Source organism: Streptomyces sp. NBC_01341, from assembly GCF_035946055.1.
Classification (GTDB): Bacteria; Actinomycetota; Actinomycetes; order Streptomycetales; family Streptomycetaceae; genus Streptomyces.
In genome coordinates this window covers 6,640,107-6,656,545 of the sequence record NZ_CP108364.1, presented here as the reverse complement: position 1 = coordinate 6,656,545, position 16,439 = coordinate 6,640,107, and the positions used below count along the sequence as shown (strand labels likewise).

Genomic DNA, 16,439 nt, shown 5'->3' with positions numbered 1-16,439 from the left:
TCGTCCTCAGATGACGTCGCCGGCGATCCCGGTCAGGCAGACCGACTCCTGCCACAGCGCCAGAGCCATGTTCATGTCCTGGGCGCGCGCCGACATGCGCGCGGGTGCGGGCCCGCCCCTGGTCTCGCCGAGCAGCCGGGGACCGTAGTAGCTTCCGCCGAGTGCCTCCGGCAGGGTGGCCGCGTACAGGCTGGGAAGTGCTCCGGCGGATGCCGGCTGTGTGAAGACGCGCGTGGCGCGCTCGAGCTTCGCCGCCCAGGTCCGTCCGGCCAGACGCGGGCCCGCCTGTCCCAGTTCCGTCGCGGACAGACCGGGGTGGGCGGCCAGCGCCAGCACCTGCTTGTCCGCCGCGTCCGCCCGGCGCTGGAGTTCCGCCGTGAAGAGCAGGTTGGCCAGCTTCGACTGCGCGTAGGCACGCCACTTGTCGTACCCGCGTTCGGCGTTGAGGTTGTCGAAGTCGATGCGGCCGATGCGGTGGGCGAGCGACGAGAGGGTCACGACCCGGGAGGGGCCGCCGACACCGAGGAGCGGCATGAGGTGCAGTGTGAGCGCGAAGTGACCGAGGTGATTGGTGCCGAACTGCATCTCGAATCCGTCGGCCGTACGCAGCAGGGGCAGGGCCATCACCCCGGCGTTGTTCACCAGGAGGTCCAGCCTGCCGTCGGTCTCCTTGGCGATCCGGCCGGCGGCTTCGGCGACGGCCGACAGGTCCGCCAGGTCGAGCGCGACCAGCCGGGTGTCCGATCGCGGTGCTGCGCGGCGTACGGCCTCCAGCGCGCGTCGCCCGCGCTCGGGATCACGGCAGGCGAGGATGGTCCTGGCGCCTGACCGTGCCAGGGCGAGCGCGGTCACCGCTCCGATTCCGCTGTTCGCGCCGGTGACCACCGCCGTGGTGCCGGAGAGGTCGGGCATGTCGTCGAGGGTCCATGAATCCATGGGCTACGCCTCCCCCGCGACGGCCGACGCACACCCCCGGCGGGCCCGTCACCGGGAGCGATGAAGCGGAGCGCGCCGTCAGCCGCCGTTCCGTTCCCGTTGCGGGTCGGGGGCCGGGGTGACGGTCCCGTCCGTGGCGGTTTCTCCCGTGACCCGGGTCCCCGGATGCCACAGCGAACACAGGAAGGCGATGGCGAGTGCGATGGCCATCCCGTAGAAGACCCGCTGGTTGGCCTCGGCGAAGTCCATCCTGACGGCGTCCATCGAGTCCCGCATCAGGGTGGCGATCCGCCCGTCGCCGCCCGGCTCCTTCGCGTCCGCCTGTCCGGTGACCGCCTCCGCGACGGACCGGGCCGCTTCACGGGCGGGTCCGGACGGCACACCCTTCGAGGTGAGGGTCTCGACGACCTTGTCGGTGGTGACGTGCGTCAGGACGGTGCCGAACACGGCGATGCCGATGCTGGCCGCGTAGTTGCGCACGGTCTGGGTGATGCCCGTGACCTCGCCGTACGACGCGCCGATCGACCGGTTGACCGCGTCGGTGGAGGCGGGGGCGAGGAGGAAGCCGATGCCCGCACCGGCGAGCGCGGCGTACGGCCACTGGTCGTGGATCGAAAGGTCAGTCAGCTTGCCCGCCCACAGGGCGAAGCCCGCCGCGCCGAGGGCCGTCCCCAGCTTCATCGCCGGGCGGGCTCCGCGGCTGTCCAGGATCCGGCCGCCCCACTGGGACGCGATCCCGAAGCCGATGAAGAAGTACAGGAGGTACAGCGCGGCCTGGTTCGGTGAGGCGCTCAGGGAGACCTGCGCGTAGACGGAGGCGAAGAAGAAGACGGGGACGAACGCCGTCATCGCGAAGAACAGCACGAGGGAGTCGACGGTGAACGCCCGGTCGCGGAAGACCCGCAGGGTGATGAGCGGCTCCGCCACCCCGAGCTCGTACCGGCAGAACACCGCCAGGACGACGAGGCCGCCCACGATGCAGGCCCAGGTGGCGGCGCTGCTCCAGCCCCACGCCGAGGCCTGCTGGAAGCCGAGCACGCTCAGCCCCATCCCGACGGCGACGAGGACCGCCCCGGGTACGTCGAGTCTCTCGCGCCTGCGTTCCTCGGGGATGTGGGCCAGGGCGACGAGGACCAGCGCGACAACGGCGACCGGTACGTTCACCCAGAAGATCGCGCGCCATGTCCAGTCCGTCAGCCAGCCGCCGAGCAGCGGCCCGACGGCGGTGAGCGCACCCGACAGGCCGAAGAAGAGCGCCAGCGCCCGTCCCCGTCTCTCGACCGGGAAGACGGAGATGACGACGGCGAGAGCGGCGGGGAACATCAGTGCCGCGCCGAGCCCCTGGGTGGCGCGGAAGACGATCAGCCAGCTCTGGGCGTATCCACCGGTGGGGACACATCCACAGAGCACGGAGGAGACGACGAAGACGAGCGTGCCGGTCAGCATCACCCGGCGGTGGCCCATGATGTCGGCCAAGCGCCCGCCGAGTGCGAAGAAGGCTGCCAGGGAGAGCAGATAGGCGTTGACGACCCATTGCATCCCCGACGACGAGAGACCGAGTTCGTCGATGATGCTCGGCGCGGCGATGGAGACGATCGTCTGGTCGATGAACGTCATCGACACGGCGAACAGCATCGCGGCGAGGGTGAGGGTCTGGTTGGCCGTGCCCTGTCCGGCCCGGGATCCGGCGGGGTCCTTGCCGCGCCCCGGAGGACCGCTGTGCTTGCGCATGATCCGAGTGTGAGCCGGACGCGAACTCCGCGCACATCAGGACGGGCCGCCCGGTCCGGCGGAGGCGGTGGCTCAGTCCTTCCTGACGAGCAGTCCGGCCGCGAGGAGTCCGGCGTGGCCCATGTCCGCGTCGGTGTACTCGCCCCCGAGCAGATGGGCGACGTACGCGTCCCGCTCCAGGGTGAACGGCTCGACGAACTCCTCGGCGTCGGGTGTGGGTTCGGCGACCTTCCGGCAGTCGCGCGCCAGCACCCCGTAACGCACGTGGGTCGCGTAGGACGCCAGGTACGTCCTCATGAAGACCTCCAGCGTCCCCGCACGGTATCCGCTCTCCTCGAGCAGTTCGCGTGCCGCCGCGTGCAGGACGTCCTCACCGGGCTCGACCATGCCGCCCGGGAGTTCCGCCAGGACCTTGCCGGGTCCGGGGCGGAACTGGCGTACGAGAACGCCCCGGCCGTCCTCCGTGAACGCGACGAGGGCGACCGTCGGTGAACCGTGCAGGATGTCCCACCGGGAATCCTTGCCGTCGGGCTGGACATAGGTACGGCAGCTCACCGTCAGGTAGCCGGCCGGCTCGGGGCGCTCGCTCTTCAGCGCCCATGTCAGTGCGTCAGGACTCTCCGTCACGACCGGGATCATGTCCATCCCGCAGCAGGACAAACGGGTCGGATCGCTCGGCCGCCCGGCCGGACCCTCACCCAGGAGCGGCGGCCGGGGCGGGCCGGTACGGCGGGGGTTCGCGTCCGGCGTGGGCGCGGTGCAGTGCGAGGAGGGCCTGGTCGTCCTTGGGCCGGCCTCCGATGTGCCGCCTGACGTCCTGGATCAGGGCGTCCAGGATCTGTCCGGGCGCGAGGTGGCCCCCGGAGCGTGTCCGGTGTCCGAGGGCGAGGGGCAGACGGGCGACGGGGTCGTAGAAAGCTCCGGCCGCGTCCCGGGACTCGGTGATGCCGTCGGTGTAGCAGAGCAGGGTGGAACCGGCCGGGAAGGCGTGGCTGTCCACCGGGGCGGACCAGACGCCGAGGTCGCTCATACCGAGCGGTGGGGCCTCCTCGGAGGCGTCCAGCAGGGTGGCCCGGCCTCTGGCGTCCAGAAGCACGGGGGGCGGATGGCCGCGGTTGACCAGGCGTACGGTTTCCAGGTCGGCGGAGAACTCCACGATGAGCGCCGTGGTGAATCCCTCGGCCTGCTGCTGGCCGCCGCGGCGGCCGCCTTCACGCAGGAGCGCCCGTTCCAGCCTCGTGACCAACTGCGGGAGGTCCTCGGCCTCGTCCGCCGCGTACCGGAAGGCGCCGAGGTCCGCGCTGACGGCGCTGACCGCACCGAGCCCCTTGCCCCGTACGTCGCCGACCATGACGCGGATCCCGAACGGGGTGCTCTGCACCACGTACAGGTCGCCTCCGATCAGGGCCTCGCTCTCGGCCGGCACGTACCGCGCGTCGATGTGCAGGTCACCCAGGCGTGACGGCGGCCTGGGCAGCACGGCGTGCTGGGCGACGGCGGCGACGTGCTGCGCCCGCCTCGCGCGGGCGTCCTGCGTGCGCAGCGTGCGGTGGATCAGTACGGCGAGAGCGGTGACCGCCGCCAGGGTGATCTGGTTGGCCAGGCCCGCCCGCCAGCCGAAGGTGCCGTCGAGGCGTGCGAGGAACGCGTGGACGATCATCGCCGTCACACCGACCCCGATGATCCCGCGGACCCCGAAGAGCGGCGCGGCGGCGACCGGCGCCGCTATCAGGAGCGGAGCGGACGTGACGTCGTGCGGGGTGACCAGGTCGATCACCACGGCCAGCACGATCAGGCCTACGGGGATCCACTGGGTTCTCGGCGGGTGCGGCACTCCCCCACGTTGCCCGTTGGCGCGGCCCTCCGCATCCGGGCGAACCGCCGTTCGACGCACATGGCGGGGAGCCCGGCGGGCACGAGCCCTCTGTGGTGGCGGGCCGCAGATGTCCCTCCGTACGGAGTGATCTCCGACCGGCGGGCAGCCACCTGCGGCAGAATCGCGTGTATAAGGCATGCACGTGCTCGTACGGAGCAGCCGATGCCTCACCGAGGGGAACTCATGCACCTTCAGAAGACTTCCGCCGTCGTCGTCGCCGCGGTCACGGCGGCCCTTTCGCTCACCGCCTGCGCCGATGGCAGCGCGCACTCGGGCGCGTCGGCGAAGTCGTCGTCCGCCGGCGCCTCGGCGAGCCCGAGCGCCTCCGGGAGCCCGGGTGGCGCGGAGAGCCCGAGTCCCGGAGACCCGAGTGGCGCCGCCGCTCCCGGGAGCCGGGCGCCCGAGGCCGGAGACGCGCAGGCGTCCGCCTCGGCCGACGGCTCATCGGCCCCCGAGGGCGGCTTCTGCCGGACCTCGCAGCTGACGTTCGGCAGCTCCGGCGGAATGGCGGAGGGCGAGGTACTGATCAACCTGAAGAACGCCGGCTCCTCCTCCTGCACGATGCACGGATTCCCAGGCGTGGACCTGAAGAGCAAGGACGGCACCGTGAGCGCGGCGCGCGGGAACCGGCCTGTTCCGGTGGTCACACTGGCACCCGGGGAGGTCACCGACTTCCCCGTGCACTTCCCGCCGGACCACAGCGGCGGCACCGGTGTCACGTTCACCTCGGCGGTCGTGACACCGCCGAACGAGACGCACGCACACCGCATGCCCCTCTCCGTCGGCATCCCCGCGGGTTCGGACTCCACGCCGCGCATCACGGTGGAGCCGGTCGGCTCGGGCAAGTAGCACGCGCTCCGGCACGGGCCGCACGCCGGGGCGTCGCGCCGACCGTTCAGGGGCGGCTGAGACTCAGCAGAAAGCGGGTTGTCGGGTCGTCCTGCCCCGTGCGGAGCCTTGGGACCGCCTCCAGCACGGCAAGGGCACGGCACCAGGCCAGTACGCGGTCAGGTGACTGGCCGGGGACCAGCCTCGCGAGCCTTTCGATCCTGGCCTTGAGTCCGGCCATCTCCCGGGCTCCCGCCAGTACCCAGTCCACGGCGTCGAAGTCGGGATCGCCGAGCACCGGCCGGGGGTCGATCGCGACGGCGCGGCCCTCAGGGCCCGTGAGCACGTTGCCCGGGTGCAGGTCCCCGTGCACGAGTCCCGCGGCGCCGCTGTCCGCGAGCTGCAGGGCGGCTTCGCGTGACCGTTCGAGCACGGTCCGGTCGAGCGCACGGTACGCGCCGGCCGAGCGGGCGTGTGCCAGTCTGCGACCGGTCAGTTCGAACAGGAACTCCACTCGGCGGGCGAGCGGCCGCAGCACCGAACCCCTCCGCGGGACCGGCGCGGGCATCCGCAGCTCACGCAGCAGGACACCCACCTGCGGCAGGCTCCAGCCCGACTGCTGCACCGGTGTTCCGGGCCGGACCTCCGCCAGGAGCAGTGCCCCGCTCCCCAGGTCCTCCGCCAGGAGGGTGACGACGGACGTCGAAGTGGCCCAGGCCGCCAGTGCCTCGGCCTCCTCGGCGGCGATGAAGGGATCCGGGGTCAGCTTCAGCCGGACGGTGCTTCCGTCCTCCCGCCGGGTGCAGCGGAAGACGCGGGATGTCCCGCCGCCGCCCGCCTCGCGGACGTCCAGACCCCAGTGAGCGGACAGCCGCTCCACCAGCGTCGGCAGCCGGTCGCACCAGCCGAGCACCGCCGGTCCGAAACGCACGACGAGCCGCTCCCGGACCTCGGGCGTCACCTCGGTCGTGTCCACCGCGCCCCGTTCGCCGTCACCGGTGACCGACCGTATCAGCCGGTGCGACGCGGTCACTTGGCGAGGCGGGGCGACCGGACGCCGGCGCTCCGTCGTCCGTCGCGCTGACGAGACCGACCCCCTCCCGGTGGCACTCAGGTACCACGCGCAGGACCCGTACGGGGAGGGATTCGGCTACCCCGCGCCGCTTCGTACCGTCGTGATCGTCCCGGCGGCCGACCACCGCCGGGACGACGGATTCCGAGGACGGGCGAGTGGAACAGGTGACACCGGTGACTCAGCAGCAGCGACCGACGGACAAGGCGTTCGCCCCCGAATACCAGGGAGCGCTCGGCTCGTTGTCGGTGAACTCCTCGCTCACCGACGTACTGGCGAAGGGCGTCGAGGAGCTGCGGGCGGCAGAGCGGGCGCGGCAGCCGGTGGACGTGGCGCGCTGCGGACTGGCCGTGGCGGAGGCGTACCGGCGGCTGGGGCGCGTGGCGGACGCCGACCGCGCCTGGAAGGCGAGTTACCGCGCGGCGCGCTCGGCCGGGGACACCGGGGCGATGGCATGGGCACTGTGGAGCGGTGGCACGCTCGCCCGGCAGAGGGGCTCGCTCGCCCTGGCCTACCGGCTGCTCGGGCTCGCGGCGGAACTCGGCGAACGCGGGGGTGATGTGGTCGTGCGGGGTTACTCGCTGGCCGGTCTCGCGGAGACCGGACGCATCCAGGGCGACTACCAGGCCGTCGGTGAACTGCACGAACAGCTGCTGGCCGAGGCACGAAGGCGCGGAGAGGCCAGGCACACGGTGTGGGCGCTGGAGGGCATCGCCCAGATGCACCGGAACACCGGCTCGTACGACCGGGCGCTGGCCCTCTTCGAGGAGGCGGCCGACACGGCGGGCCGGGCCGACGACCGTCGGGGGCGGGCATGGGCGCTGCGGGGAATCGCCGACGTGGTGTCCGTGCGCGATGGAGACGTGGACCGCGCGCTGGCCCTGCTCGCCGAGGCCGAGTCGGTGTGCCGTGAGATGAATCTGTCCAGCGCGCTGGCGTACAACCTCAAGATGCGCGGCAACGTGCGCTACCGGGCCGGGCGGTACGCGCAGGCCCGGGACGACTACGCGCAGGCTCTCGCGGGGTTCCGGGAGATGAACGAACCGCGCGGCACCGCGCTCGCGAGGCTCGGTCTGGCCAAGTCGCTGGCCCGGCTCGGACGGAATCCGGCCGAGACGGCCGTCGAACTGGCCGACCTGCGCCGGACCCTGGACAGGATCGGCCTGCGGCACGCACGGGACATGGTCGACAGGGCGACGGACGAGCTGGGGGTGGGCCCCTTCCCGGGCGAGGACAGGCGCGTCGAGGAAGCGACGGCGCGATGAGCTCCCCGACGACCGCGCGGGCAGGGAACGCGACCCCCCGGGCGGTCACCGGCTGCTCGGACACCACGCCTCCGGCGCCCGGGGTCGACGCCCGGCGCACACTGGCCCGTTGCCGTGCGCTGGTACGCCCCGCGTTGTCCGCCGCGATAGGGCGGCTCCATCCGTGGACCGGCGAGATGGCGGCTTTCTCGCTCGGCTGGTGCGAGGCCGGGGGCGCGCCGAGGGATCCGTCCTCCGAGGGCAAGGGTGTCCGTCTGGCTCTCGCCGTGCTGTGCGCCGAGGCCGTCGGCGCTCCCGGGGAGAGCGCCGTCCCCGGCGCGGTCGCGGTCGAACTGGTCCACGCCTTCTCGCTGATGCACGACGACATCATGGACGGGGACGTCACACGGCGCCGGCGGGAGACGGTGTGGAAGGCGTACGGTACAGGGCCCGCCGTGCTCGCGGGCGACGCGCTCCTCGCACTCGCCGTGCAGACCCTCGCCGAGGTGCCGGGTCCCCGTGCGGGCGCGCTTGTCGGACGCCTGTCGGAGACACTCGGCGAACTGGTGCGCGGCCAGGCGGAGGACCTGCTCTTCGAGTCCCGCCCGTGGACGGGTCCCGAGGTGGTCCGGCCCGCGGAGTACCGGGCCATGGCGGAACTCAAGACGGGGACCCTGCTGGGCTGCGCGGCGGCGCTCGGCGCTCAGCTGGGCGGGGCTCCCGCCCGGACGGTCACCGCGCTCGACCTGGCGGGGCGTCACCTGGGGGTGGCCTTCCAGGCCGTCGACGATCTGCTCGGCATCTGGGGCGACCCCGAGGTGACGGGGAAACCGGTGCACAGCGACCTGCGGCAGCACAAGAAGACCTACCCCGTGCTGGCGGCGCTCGCCGCGGACACGGTCCACTCCGGGAACCTCCTCGCGCTCCTGACATCCTCGCGTCGCCTCGACGGGGAGCGCGCGAAGGACGCCGCAGCACTGGTCGAGGCGTGCGGCGGCCGCACCGCCACGGTGGCGGAGGCGCGCCGCCACCTCGACGCCGCCCGGGCCTGCCTGCGCAGCGTGCCCCTCGCCCCCGAGGCCGCGCGCGAGGCGGAGGGACTGCTGGGTTTCCTGCTTCACCGCACGGTGTGACCCGGGCAGGCACGGTGGCACCCACTTTATGGACTTGCCGGTCCATTTTGTTTGCCGCACCTTGGACGCAGAAGCGCCCCGCACTCCGTGATTCCGGAGCGGGCCGCCGTCGTGAATCGTCCGGAAGAAGGGGAACAGTGCGATGAACCTGGAACTGCAAGGCAGGCGAGCGCTCGTCACGGGGTCGAGCGCGGGCCTCGGCGCGGAGATCGTGGAGCAGTTGGCGGCCGAGGGAGCGGCCGTCGTGGTGCACGGGCGGGACGAGGCGAGGGCCGAGGCGGTCGCGAAGGCCGTCCGCGGAGCGGGCGGTAGCGCCACCGTGGCCATCGGGGACATCGGGACGGACGCCGGAGCGGACGCGGTCGCGGCGGCGGCGCTCGCCGGCGGGCCGGTGGACATCCTGGTCAACAACGCCGGTGTCTACGATCCCGCCGCCGACTGGGGCGGCACGTCGCCCTCCGAGTGGGCGGACATCTACAACGTCAACGTCATCGCCGGCGTACGCATGATCCAGCGGTTCGTGCCGGCCATGCGGGAACGCCGCTGGGGGCGGGTGATCCAGATCAGCAGCGTCACGGGACACCTGCCCCAGGCGAGTCAGCCCCACTACGCCGCGTCCAACGCCGCCAGGGACAACCTCGCGGCCTCGCTCGCCCGCGAGCTGGCGCGCACCGGCGTCACGTCGAACGCGGTTGCGGCGGGCGGCATCCTCGTCCCCGCCACCCAGAAGATGCTCACCGGGCTCGGCCGGGAGAAGGGCTGGGGCGACACCTGGGACGAGATCGAACCGCATGTCGTCGACAACCTGGCACCCAACGACTCCGGGCGGATAGGCAGGCCCGGAGACTACGCCCGGCTGGTGGCATTCGTCGCGGGCGCCGGGGCCGGGTACATCAACGGCACGACCCTGCGCGTCGACGGAGGATGGCGCGACGCCTGATCCCCGGACAGGCCGGCTTCTGCGTCCGTTCACCTCCCACGGGCGGCGCCGCCGAGTCGCACTCCACCGGGCCGCCGTCCCGTCGGTCGCCCCGCGGCCACGTGCCGCGCACCCCCCGCGCGCCCCCCTGTTGCCCGCTTCGCTTCGGCGGGCGTGCTCGGCCGTCTGGTCTCCGAGGCTCGCGCCGGGGATCGTCTACGGGCAGAGGGAACCGTCCCGCGGCGGGGCGTCCGATGAGAGGAGGCGGTCGTCCGCAGCCTGCCGAGGACCCTTCGTACCCGGTGCTGAACTCACCGGACCTCACCCGAGGAGGCGGCAGTTGAGGAAGTTGTTCCGACGGGTCCGGGCGCTCGAGCCGACGGTCTCCGAGGCCGAACAGGAGCTGTTCGGCGGACCGTTGCGCTACGACATGGGCTTCTCCGAGCACGAGAGTGCCCGGCTGGAGCTCACGATGCTCTCGGCGATCAGGGCGATGCCCCGCCTGGTGGCAAGCACACTGCGCCGGGCGTGGGCCGCCGACCGGCCGGCGCTCCTCGTCGTCGGCGTCAGTGAAGTGGGGCAGGGCGTCGCCGCGGCCGTGGGCCTCCTGGCGGTCAATTCCGTCATGCACGCCCTGCTCGGCGGCGGGGACCCGGCCGACAGGCTGCGCGCCGCGGTGCCCGCCCTGGTCGTCGCCGCCGGCGTCGCCGTGGCCAACGCCGGTCTCGCCGGGCTCTCCACTTCCCGGGCCGGCCGCCTGGAGCCGCTGGTCGAACGGATCGCGACCACCGAGTACCTGGCCGCGGCGACGGTGGTGGAGCTGGAGGCCATCGAGGACCCGGAGTTCCGTCGGCTGATCGACGTGGCCCAGTACGGTGCGGCGTCGGCACGGCGCATGATCGGGGCGTGCGTGGCCGCGCTGAACGGCACCATCTCCCTGGTCGCGACGGCGAGCATCCTGACCGTCCTGCACCCGGCCCTGCTCCCGATGCTGCTGCTGATCGCGGCGCCTCGTGGCTGGGGTGCGATGAGGGTGGCCCAGCAGCGCTACGTGTCGGTGATGACGTGGGTGGAGCACATCCGCGCCGGCCGCCTGATCGGGAATCTGCTGACGGAGCGCAGCGCGGCCCAGGAGGTCCGGATCCACGGCGTCGGCTCCTTCCTCCTCGACAAGTACCGCGTCATGGCCCTGAGCGCCGAGGCCGAGCAGAAGCGGCTGGCGAACGGGAAGGCGATGACGGAGCTGGCGGCCGCCGCGCTGTCCGGCCTGGCGACGACCTGCACCTACGGCGTGATGCTCTGGCTGATCATGACCGGCCACATGGGTCTGGCCGTCGCCGGGACCGCGGTGATCGCCGTGCGGTCGGGGTCGGCGGGCCTGGGTGCCCTGGTCATGAACATCAACCAGCTGCACGAGGAGAGCCTCTACGTACGGGACCACGACCGGTTCCTGGCCGGGGCCGCGCGAAGGTCGATCCCCGATGACGGGGAGGACCTGCCGGAGCGGGTGGGGCAGATCGTGCTGGACAAGGTCACCTACCGCTACCCGGAACGCGACGACCCGGCGCTGGACGGCGTCTCGATGGCCCTTCCCATGGGATCGGTGACGGCCGTCGTGGGTGAGAACGGCTCGGGCAAGAGCACACTGATGAAGGTGCTCGCCGGGCTGCTGCTCCCGCAGAGCGGCACGGTGCGCTGGGGCTCGGCGGAGCTGTCCGCCCTCGACCGTTCACAGGTGTTCGACCGGGTGGCGCTGCTCACCCAGGACTTCCAGCGGTGGCCGGTGACCGCGGGCCTCAACATCCGCATCGGGCGCCCTCACCGGCACGCAGGACACCAGGACCTGCGGCCCTCGGTCGACTACGCGGGAGCCTCCCCGGTGCTCGCGAAACTCCCCCGCGGCCTGGACAGTCTTCTGGCCCGCGTCTTCCGCGGGGCCTCCGAGCTCTCGGGTGGCGAATGGCAGAAGCTGGGGCTGGCCCGCACCCACTGGCGCACGGTGACCGGCCGGGCGGACAGCGTCCTCATCGTCGACGAACCCACCTCGGCCCTCGACCCCGAGGCCGAGATCGCCGCCTTCGACGCGGTCCGCCGGCTGGCCGGACCGGACAGGGCGGTCGTCCTCGTGACCCATCGCATGTCCGGTGTCCGGGAGGCGGACACCATCTACGTACTCGACCGGGGCCGCCTCACCGAGCAGGGCAGCCATCACGAACTCATGGCTGCCCGGGGGCGCTACGCCGCCATGTTCACCACGCAGGCCGCGCAGTACGCCCCGGAGCCCCGTGGCGCTGTGCCACGTCCGGGCGGCCCGGCCGGACACCCCACGGAGCGGTGACCGGGCGCGTTTGCTTGGGGCGGCGCGCCGAGCGGTGCGGGGGACTGCCGCAGCGAGGTGCCGCTCGTAGGGTGACCTGCGTGAACGTGCGCGAGAACGGAAAGACCACGGCCGGTGGCCGGCGGCCGGGCTACGCGGCGGCGGCTGTGGTCTTCGCCGTCGGAATGGCCGGAACCACCCTGCCCACACCGCTGTACGGCCTGTACCAGGAGCAGATCGGATTCTCCGAGCTGCTGGTGACGATCGTCTTCGCGGTGTACGCGCTGGCGGTCATCACGGTCCTCCTGGTGGCGGGGAACTACTCGGACGTGGTCGGCCGGAGGCCGGTTCTGCTGTGCGCGATGGCACTGTCGGCGGCGAGTGCCGGGTGCTTCCTGCTGGAGAGGGGCCTGCCACTGCTCTTCGCGGGGCGGGTGCTGTCCGGGTGCGCGGCCGGTCTGCTCAGCGGTGCGGCGACCGCGGCCGTCATCGAGCTGGCCGGCCCCGGGCAGAAGGCACGGGCGGGGTTCGCGGCGACAGCGGCGAACATGGGCGGCCTCGGCTGCGGCCCGCTGCTCTCCGGCCTCATCGCGCAGTACAGCTCCCGGCCGCTGTCCCTGCCGTTCTGGGTCCACCTGGGACTCGTGGCCGTCGCGTCCGCGATCATCTGGCTCCTGCCCGAGACGGTGAAGACTCCGAAGCGGTGGCCGCGGCTGACTCCTCAAGGGGTGGCGGTGCCGCCGGAGGTGAAACGGGTGTTCGCGTCCGCCTCGGTGGCGGCGTTCGCGGGCTTCGCGCTGCTCGGGCTTTTCACGGCGGTCGCGCCGAGCTTCGCCGCGCAGACGCTCGACGTGCACAACCTCGCGGTGTCCGGCGCCGTGGTGTTCTCGGTGTTCCTCGCGTCGACCTTCGGGCAGTCCCTGACGCAATGGATCAGCGCCCGCCACGCGCTCCCCACCGGGTGCGGCATCCTCATCGTGGGCCTGCTGCTCGTGGCGTCCTCGCTCGTCGCCGAGTCCCTGCTCCTGCTCGTCCTCGGTGCCCTGTGCGGCGGTACGGGCCAGGGCCTGGCCTTCCGCGCCGCACTCACGCTGGTCAGCGGCGCGGCGCCGCCGGAGCACCGCGGCGGCACGATCTCGGCCTTCTTCGTCGTCGCCTACACCGGCATCTCGGTGCCGGTGGTGGGCGTCGGGGCGCTCGCCACCTGGCTCGGGCTGCGCGAGGCCGGCCTGGTCTTCACGGGCTGCGTGATCCTGCTGGCGGCCGGGGCGGGGGCGTACGCCGTGCGCAGACCGGCGGCCTGATGCGCAACGCCCGTGCCCCGTCCGGCTCCTGACGGCACCCGGCGCCCCGCGCACGGTCGAACGCCCACAGCCCCGTCCGGCCGCCCCGGGCCCTCAGGCCGGGTCCGGCACCTCCTCCACCGAGGTGAGCCGTCGCAGCGCCCTCACCAGTGCGTCCACCCCGGCCTCGGCCTTCGAGCGGGGGCAACCGACGTTCAGCCGGACCCGGCCGGCTGAGCCGTACGCCGTACCCGGCATGATGGCCACCTTCTCCACCTCGACGAGTTCGCGCTGCAGTGCGTCGTCGTCTGCGCCCAGCGGCCGCAGATCGATCCAGGCGAGATACCCCGCGTGCGGAGGCTCCCAGCCGAGCTGCGGAAAGGCCTCGCGGAGCCGGGCGGCGACCATCGCGAGGTTGCCCGCGAGATAGTCGCGCAGTGCGTCCAGCCACGGCGCTCCCTCCCGGTAGGCGGCGATGTGGCCGACCAGCGAGAGCACCGCCGGCGAGGAGAGGCCGTCCGCCTCCTTGAGCTGCCGGAGGTACGCCTCGCGCGAGGCGGAGTCGCGGATGATCCCGTAACTTCCGTTCAGCGCAGGAATGTTGAACGATTTGGACGCGGAGGTGACCACCGCCCAGCGGCCGTCACCCCCGTACTCGACCCACGTGCGGTGGACATGCGGGGCATGGGCCAGATCCGAGTGGATCTCGTCGCTGATGACCGCCACGCCGTACCGCGCGCAGAGCCCGGCCATCCGGTCCAGTTCGTCCGCCTGCCAGACCCTTCCCGTCGGGTTGTGCGGTGAACAGAGCAGCAGCACCGCCGTGTCGGGGAGCGCGAGGAGGCGCTCGAACTCATCCCAGTCGTCGAGGGGGCACTCACGGAGTTCCCTGCCGTGCGCCGCCACCGTCCGGGGGAAGGCGTCGTACATGGGCGTGTGGACGACCACACCGTCGCCGGGCCGGGACCACAGGCGCAGCAGCTGGGACACCTGGTACATGACGGACGGGGCGTACACGATCGACCCGGGGTCCACGGACGCCGAGTGCCGTGAGGCGTACCAGTGCACGATCGCTGACAGGAAGTCCTCCTGCCGCCAGCGCGAGTAGCCGAGCACACCGTGGTCGAGGCGACCCCGCAGCGCGGCCCTGATCTCCGGGGCCGTCTCGAAGTCCATGTCCGAGATCGTGAACGGCAGCAGACCGGGTACACCGAAGCGGTCCTCCACGTAGTCCCACTGGGTGCACCAGGTGCCGTGCCGGTCCACGGCCGTGTCGAACGCGTACGGGGCCCGCCCGGCCTCCCCGGCCGCCCGGGAAGGGGTGGCCGTCATGACCGGCCCACCGGGAGCATGGTGGCGATGGCGTCCTTCACCGACTGGACCTGCGGCCCGATGACGACCTGCACGTTGTGGGCGTCGAGTGTGACGACCCCTACGGCGCCGAGCTTCTTCAACCTGGCCCCGTCGACCAGTTCGGCGTCCGCCACCGTCATACGCAGACGGGTGATGCAGTTGTCGAGGGACTCGATGTTGCCGGACCCTCCGATCGCGTCGAGGATGGCTACCGCGTCGTACTTCCCCGCGATCAGTTCCCGCACGGGCGCGGGTCGTCCGGCGGACGCGGCGGATCCGGCCGGCTCGTCGGGCTCCGCGTCCTCCCCGCTGTCCTGCTCGGGCTCGTCCTCGCGGCCGGGGGTCTTGAGGTCGAAGCGGGTGATGGCCCAGCGGAACAGGAAGTAGTACACGGCGAACCAGACCGCCGCGATCACCGGCACGAGGTACCACTTGGTCGTCGTCCCCTGGAGGACGCCGAAGACCAGCCAGTCGATGACGTTGCCGTCGGTGTTCCCGATGAAGACGCCGAGCAGCGCGGCCGTCAGGAAGCCGAGCCCCACGAGGACCGCGTGGATCGCGTACAGCCACGGGGCGACGAACAGGAACAGGAACTCCAGGGGCTCCGTGATCCCGCCGACCACGCAGGCGACGACGCCGGACACGAGGAGGGCCTTGATCTCCGGGCGCATCTCCTTCTTCGCGCAGTGGTAGATCGCGAGCGCGGCGCCCGGCAGGCCGCCCAGGTAGGAGGCCATCTTGCCCTGGGAGAGGAAGTGCGTCGCGTCGGTGACGGCGGTGTTCGGAGGGGCCGGGCAGTCGAGGTGCGCGTAGAACATGTTCAGGGCGCCGGAGACGCTGTCACCGCAGACGGTCCCCGAACCGCCGACGTCCGTGAACCGGAACATCGCCACGAGGATGTGATGCAGCCCGATCGGCCGCAGCAGCACCTCCCCCATGCCGAAGAAGAACGGCCCGAAGACACCGGTGTGCCCGATGCCGCGACCGACGGCGGTGATCCATCCGTTGAAGGTCGGCCACACCAGGGGGATGAGCAGCCCGAGCACGCTCAGGACGAGGGCCGAGACGATCGGGACGAAGCGCAGACCGCCGAAGAAGGCCAGCGCATCAGGCATGCGCTGCGCACGGAAGCGCTGGTGGAGGAGGCTGACAACGATGCCAACGGCCACAGCTCCGAGGAGTCCGGTATCGATGGACTGCACACCCAGCACATCGGCTATGCCGTAGTACTCGACCACCTTGGCGTCCTCGAGGTCGACGCCCTTCGCGGTGAGGTAGAAGTTCACCGCGAGGTTCATGGCGGCGAAGCCGACGAAACCCGAGAACGCCGCCACCCCCTTGTCCTCACGCGCGAGCCCCAGCGGAATCGCCATCGCGAAGAGGACGGGCAGGAAGGAGAAGGCGACCAGCCCGGTGTTGGCCATCCAGGTGAAGACGAGGTGGAAGCCCTCGGCCTTCAGGAAGGGGAGGTTTTCGGTGACCGCCTCGCTGGAGAGCGAGGATCCGATGCCCAGGATGATGCCGCAGAACGCGAGCAGGGCCACGGGGAGCATGAACGTCTTGCCGAGCCCTTGGAGGAATTCCCACAGAGCGGCTTTGGTCTTCTGCATGTGTACGGAACTTTCGGGGCATGGGGGGCGCACCCCGGCGCTCGCCGTGGCGATGCGCGGCCCGCGGCGCAGGGTGGAGGACATGACGAGAGGAGTCGGGCCGTCCTCGCCCGATGCACCCGGGGATCGCCCGGTGA

The 16,439-nt window shown here is 72.0% G+C and carries 13 protein-coding genes; 6 read left to right on the top strand and 7 right to left on the bottom strand.

All coding sequences use genetic code 11. The features are described from left to right. Positions 1 to 6 precede the first annotated feature (6 nt). The 4 genes from OG206_RS29310 to OG206_RS29295 form a co-directional block, all read right to left on the bottom strand. Entirely contained in the window at positions 7 to 936 is a 930-nt protein-coding gene (locus OG206_RS29310) for an oxidoreductase (RefSeq protein WP_327121366.1), read from the bottom strand. A 78-nt stretch (positions 937 to 1,014) separates the two neighbouring features. Then, entirely contained in the window at positions 1,015 to 2,571 is a 1,557-nt protein-coding gene (locus tag OG206_RS29305; protein ID WP_327122436.1) for an MFS transporter, read from the bottom strand. A gap of 168 nt (positions 2,572 to 2,739) precedes the next feature. Next, the gene (locus OG206_RS29300) at positions 2,740 to 3,294 is read right to left on the bottom strand and encodes an NUDIX hydrolase (RefSeq protein WP_327121364.1); all 555 of its coding nucleotides are present in this window, start codon (positions 3,292 to 3,294) and stop codon (positions 2,740 to 2,742) included. 67 nt (positions 3,295 to 3,361) lie between these two features. Beyond that, positions 3,362 to 4,501 carry a PP2C family protein-serine/threonine phosphatase gene (locus OG206_RS29295; protein WP_327121362.1) on the bottom strand — a complete coding sequence of 380 codons (1,140 nt, stop codon included), beginning with the start codon at positions 4,499 to 4,501 and terminating at the stop codon, positions 3,362 to 3,364. Positions 4,502 to 4,726: 225 nt separating this feature from the next. Here OG206_RS29295 and OG206_RS29290 point away from each other — a divergent pair, with 225 nt between their 5' ends. After that, entirely contained in the window at positions 4,727 to 5,392 is a 666-nt protein-coding gene (locus OG206_RS29290) for a DUF4232 domain-containing protein (protein ID WP_327121360.1), read from the top strand. 46 nt (positions 5,393 to 5,438) lie between these two features. Here the strand turns inward: OG206_RS29290 and OG206_RS29285 are convergent, their stop codons facing one another. Continuing rightward, positions 5,439 to 6,404: an aminoglycoside phosphotransferase family protein gene (locus tag OG206_RS29285; protein ID WP_327121357.1), complete on the bottom strand. Its 966-nt coding sequence runs from the start codon at positions 6,402 to 6,404 to the stop codon at positions 5,439 to 5,441. 215 nt (positions 6,405 to 6,619) lie between these two features. On the opposite strand from OG206_RS29285, the gene OG206_RS29280 reads away from it, so the two are divergent. The 5 genes from OG206_RS29280 (at position 6,620) to OG206_RS29260 (ending at position 13,360) form a co-directional block, all read left to right on the top strand. Beyond that, positions 6,620 to 7,708 carry a tetratricopeptide repeat protein gene (locus OG206_RS29280; protein ID WP_327121355.1) on the top strand — a complete coding sequence of 363 codons (1,089 nt, stop codon included), beginning with the start codon at positions 6,620 to 6,622 and terminating at the stop codon, positions 7,706 to 7,708. Then, positions 7,705 to 8,820 carry a polyprenyl synthetase family protein gene (locus tag OG206_RS29275; protein WP_327121353.1) on the top strand — a complete coding sequence of 372 codons (1,116 nt, stop codon included), beginning with the start codon at positions 7,705 to 7,707 and terminating at the stop codon, positions 8,818 to 8,820. The genes OG206_RS29280 and OG206_RS29275 overlap by 4 nt, the downstream gene beginning before the upstream one ends. 142 nt (positions 8,821 to 8,962) lie before the next feature. Then, positions 8,963 to 9,760, top strand: a complete 798-nt coding sequence (locus OG206_RS29270) for an SDR family NAD(P)-dependent oxidoreductase (RefSeq protein WP_327121351.1) — start codon at positions 8,963 to 8,965, stop codon at positions 9,758 to 9,760. 319 nt (positions 9,761 to 10,079) lie between these two features. Next, positions 10,080 to 12,077 carry an ABC transporter ATP-binding protein gene (locus OG206_RS29265; protein ID WP_327121349.1) on the top strand — a complete coding sequence of 666 codons (1,998 nt, stop codon included), beginning with the start codon at positions 10,080 to 10,082 and terminating at the stop codon, positions 12,075 to 12,077. A gap of 80 nt (positions 12,078 to 12,157) precedes the next feature. Next, a complete protein-coding gene (locus OG206_RS29260; RefSeq protein ID WP_327121347.1) occupies positions 12,158 to 13,360 on the top strand; it encodes an MFS transporter in 1,203 nt (400 codons plus the stop codon). A gap of 93 nt (positions 13,361 to 13,453) precedes the next feature. Here OG206_RS29260 and OG206_RS29255 read toward each other — a convergent pair whose 3' ends face one another. Then, complete coding sequence (locus OG206_RS29255; RefSeq protein ID WP_327121345.1) at positions 13,454 to 14,671, bottom strand: MalY/PatB family protein; 1,218 nt, start codon at positions 14,669 to 14,671, stop codon at positions 13,454 to 13,456. Then, a complete protein-coding gene (gene malX, locus OG206_RS29250; protein WP_327121343.1) occupies positions 14,668 to 16,302 on the bottom strand; it encodes a maltose/glucose-specific PTS transporter subunit IIBC in 1,635 nt (544 codons plus the stop codon). The genes OG206_RS29255 and malX overlap by 4 nt, the downstream gene beginning before the upstream one ends. Between the last annotated feature and the right edge of the window lie 137 nt (positions 16,303 to 16,439).